The organism is Gammaproteobacteria bacterium (genome assembly GCA_022340215.1).
Classification (GTDB): domain Bacteria; phylum Pseudomonadota; class Gammaproteobacteria; order JAJDOJ01; family JAJDOJ01; genus JAJDOJ01.
In genome coordinates this window covers 1-3,411 of the sequence record JAJDOJ010000127.1, presented here as the reverse complement: position 1 = coordinate 3,411, position 3,411 = coordinate 1, and the positions used below count along the sequence as shown (strand labels likewise).

Genomic DNA, 3,411 nt, shown 5'->3' with positions numbered 1-3,411 from the left:
CTCCGCCCTCTTACCGAAAACTCGTAGGGGGAACAGATGGTGCCGACCACAAGATGTAGAAGGTACTTGCGCGAAGTGGATAGCCCATTTCCATCATTCTTCCGAGTATCGGGGAAAGGTGCTGATGGTCAATTTTTTGGCAACCTGGTGTGCCCCCTGTCGCGAAGAATTGCCTTCGATGAACCGGGCCTGGGCTGAGTTGCAGGATGAATCGGTCGTCATGCTGGCGATCAATGTGGGTGAAGACCGTGAGGCGGTCCTGGCCTTCAGTCAGGACTACCCCATAGACTTCCAGGTGCTGCTGGACAGTTATGGAAACATCAGCCAACGCTGGCGGGTGGTCGGGATGCCGACGACCTTCCTGGTCAACCGGAACGGGGAGATTATCCACCGCATTGCGGGCAAACGGGAGTGGGATAGCGAGGAGATGCTAGGGTTGGTCCGGGGCCTGGAATGAGTAAGTCGGAAACGAAGAGAATACCTGCTGAATGTTCTCAGCACTAACAACGACTTACTGCGCAAGCCATAGGAGAATGAGTACATGAAGGCAAGAGCTGCTGTAGCCTGGGAGCCGAAAAAGCCCCTTTCGATCGAGACCATCGACGTGGAAGGCCCGAAGGAAGGGGAGGTCCTGCTGAAGGTCATCGCTTCCGGAGTCTGCCACACCGATGCCTTCACGCTGTCCGGCGACGACCCGGAAGGCGCCTTTCCCTGTGTTCTCGGACATGAGGGCGGGTGTGAGGTGGTGGAATGCGGTCCCGGGGTAAAAGACCTGAAGCCGGGCGACCATGTGATTCCGCTGTATATCCCCGAGTGCGGCGAATGCGAATACTGCCACTCGACCAAGACCAACCTCTGCCAGTCCATTGCCGCGACGGTCTGGACCGGTTACATGCCGGATCGCACCCGCCGTTTTTCCATGAACGGCGAACCGATTTACCACTACATGGGGTGCTCCACCTTCTCCGAGTATACGGTGGTGCCGGAGATCGCCCTGGCGAAAGTGAACAGGCAAGCGCCGCTGGACAAGATCTGCCTGCTGGGCTGTGGCGTCACCACCGGCATCGGGGCGGTGCTCAATACCGCCAAGGTGGACCCCGGTTCCACGGTAGCCGTGTTCGGGCTCGGGGGGATAGGCCTGTCCGTTATTCAGGGCGCAGTCATGGCCAAGGCTTCACGCATCATTGCGGTCGATATCAACCCAGACAAGCGGGAGATCGCGAAGGCCTTGGGCGCCACCGAGTTCGTCAACCCGAAGACCCTGAGCGGCAGCGTGACCGAGGCCATCGTCGAGATGACCAACGGCGGCGTGGATTACTCCTTCGAGTGCATCGGCAACGTCCACGTGATGCGCGAGGCCCTGGAGTGCTGCCACATGGGCTGGGGTGTCTCCACCATCATCGGTGTGGCAGGTGCGGGGCAGGAAATCTGCACCCGTCCGTTCCAATTGGTTACCGGGCGCACCTGGAAGGGCACCGCGTTCGGCGGCGTAAAGGGCCGCACCGAACTGCCCGGCTATGTGGATCGCTATATGCAAGGCGAAATCGAGCTCGACTCCATGGTGACCCACACCATGCCGTTGGAAGATATCAACCGCGCCTTCGATCTGATGCATAGCGGTGAAAGCATCCGGTCCGTCATCATCTTCTGAGATACACGGCATGAAGCAGATCGAAAGCATCAAAGAGTTCGACGGCTGGCTGAACCGTTACCAGCACGAATCGGACGCTTGCAACTGCACCATGACTTTCTCCGTCTATCTGCCTCCCGTCGCAAAGACGCGGAAGGTGCCGGCGGTCTATTGGCTCTCGGGGCTGACCTGTACCGATGACAATGTGCGCACCAAGGCGGGAGCCCAGCGCTATGCCGCGGAACTGGGTATCGCATTGGTACTGCCCGACACCAGTCCACGGGGCCCGGGGGTTGCGGACGTGCCGGATCGTTACGATCTCGGCCAAGGCGCGGGTTTCTATGTCAATGCAACCCAGGAGCCTTGGGCTGCGCACTACCGGATGTATGACTACGTGACCAAGGAACTCCCGGCCCTGAACGAAGCGGAACTGCCCGTCGTTCCCGGGCTTAAGTCGATTGCCGGGCACTCGATGGGCGGCCATGGGGCGCTGATTTGCGCGCTCAAGGAGGAGGGGGCCTATCGCTCGGTCTCCGCCTTTGCACCTATCTGTCACCCGATGGTCTGCGGTTGGGGGACGGGGTGCTTCAGCGCCTACCTGGGGGATAACCGCGAGGCTTGGAAGGCCTACGACGCCACCGAACTGATCAGGGCGGGGGCGGCCGAGATACCCTTGTTGATCGATCATGGGACCGACGATGAATTTCTTGCCGATCAGCTCTACCCCCAAGATATTGAGGCCGCCTGTCGGGAACGAGGTTTTCCTCTGACCTTACGCATGCAGGATGGTTACGATCACAGCTACCACTTTATCGCGACCTTCATCGGCGAACATCTGGCTTATCACGCCAGGGCTTTGTCCGAATAGCCCTCCCATGCGGGCTTTCAGCGGTTTCTCCGGCGTCCGCTGAAGGCCTTCCGGCCGGTTCCGGTTGGCAGTTTCGCCAGCTTCGGTCCGACTCTGCGAACCCAAGCGACTCGATGGAGCACGTAAACCGGGACAGACCACGTTTTCTGATTCAGATGTGGAACTTAGCCTGCCGATGGTCCGGTGCTGGTTTCTTTGGCCTGCCGGGCGATCCTTTCCATGTGCGCCTACCGAGCATCACCGCGGTCTCTACTCTCAAAACGGGAGCCGCCAAGAACGAAGCCCCCGTTTACGGATTCGCGGATACGTGCGAGCAGGTCGTCGAAGTATAGAAGCATAAAAGCCCTCCCGGGCAATGCGCGCAGCCAATTTCGGCCCCTTCCCCTCGCGTGAAGAACTTCACTACTCTGAATCTTGATGGGATCCGTTGTCACGGAGGGCCTTGCTCCGTCATTTTTGGTGCTTCTGCGCCCAATTCTCCCCCGATTCCGGCCTTCAGGCCACAAGACCTCCTGCCGCGTCCGCCAGGGCAGCAGCAATCGCAGGTGGCGAGGTAGATTCCCTCAGTGTCGGCCAGACAGCGCTGGAGGCGGAGGAGTGCGACACCTGGGTAACCGGTTCGGTGCCGCGGCAGGCGTTTTCCGATCCAGGTGGGTCAGGATCTTCTCGATCACCTGGGGATCTTCGATGGCAACGATCCTGACCGCCCCGCCGCAGGCCGGACAGGTCTCGATGTCGATGCCGAACACCCGCTTCAGGCGCTGCGCTTGAAGCTCATGGCCGCGTGGCGTTGCGGCGGTGTTTTCTCCAGGCCGTCAGCGGTAGATTCGGGTTTGCTGCCCTTGCCCCGCTTCGCCGGCGTCACCAGAGCCCGATGCTTGCTGTTCGGCGCGAACACGCCGTGGAATCGCGT

Annotated in this window: 3 protein-coding genes and 1 pseudogene; 3 read left to right on the top strand and 1 reads right to left on the bottom strand. The window is 60.2% G+C overall.

All coding sequences use genetic code 11. The features are described 5' to 3' along the window. Nucleotides 1-79 precede the first annotated feature (79 nt). The 3 genes from LJE91_09200 (at nucleotide 80) to fghA (ending at nucleotide 2,498) form a co-directional block, all read left to right on the top strand. Nucleotides 80-457, top strand: coding sequence for a TlpA family protein disulfide reductase (locus LJE91_09200; protein ID MCG6868883.1), 378 nt, complete (start codon nucleotides 80-82; stop codon nucleotides 455-457). Nucleotides 458-541: 84 nt separating this feature from the next. After that, nucleotides 542-1,651, top strand: coding sequence for an S-(hydroxymethyl)glutathione dehydrogenase/class III alcohol dehydrogenase (locus LJE91_09195; GenBank protein MCG6868882.1), 1,110 nt, complete (start codon nucleotides 542-544; stop codon nucleotides 1,649-1,651). Nucleotides 1,652-1,661: 10 nt separating this feature from the next. Then, nucleotides 1,662-2,498, top strand: coding sequence for an S-formylglutathione hydrolase (gene fghA, locus LJE91_09190; protein MCG6868881.1), 837 nt, complete (start codon nucleotides 1,662-1,664; stop codon nucleotides 2,496-2,498). A 563-nt stretch (nucleotides 2,499-3,061) separates the two neighbouring features. On the opposite strand, the pseudogene LJE91_09185 reads toward fghA, so the two are convergent. Continuing rightward, nucleotides 3,062-3,411, bottom strand: a pseudogene (locus tag LJE91_09185) (IS91 family transposase).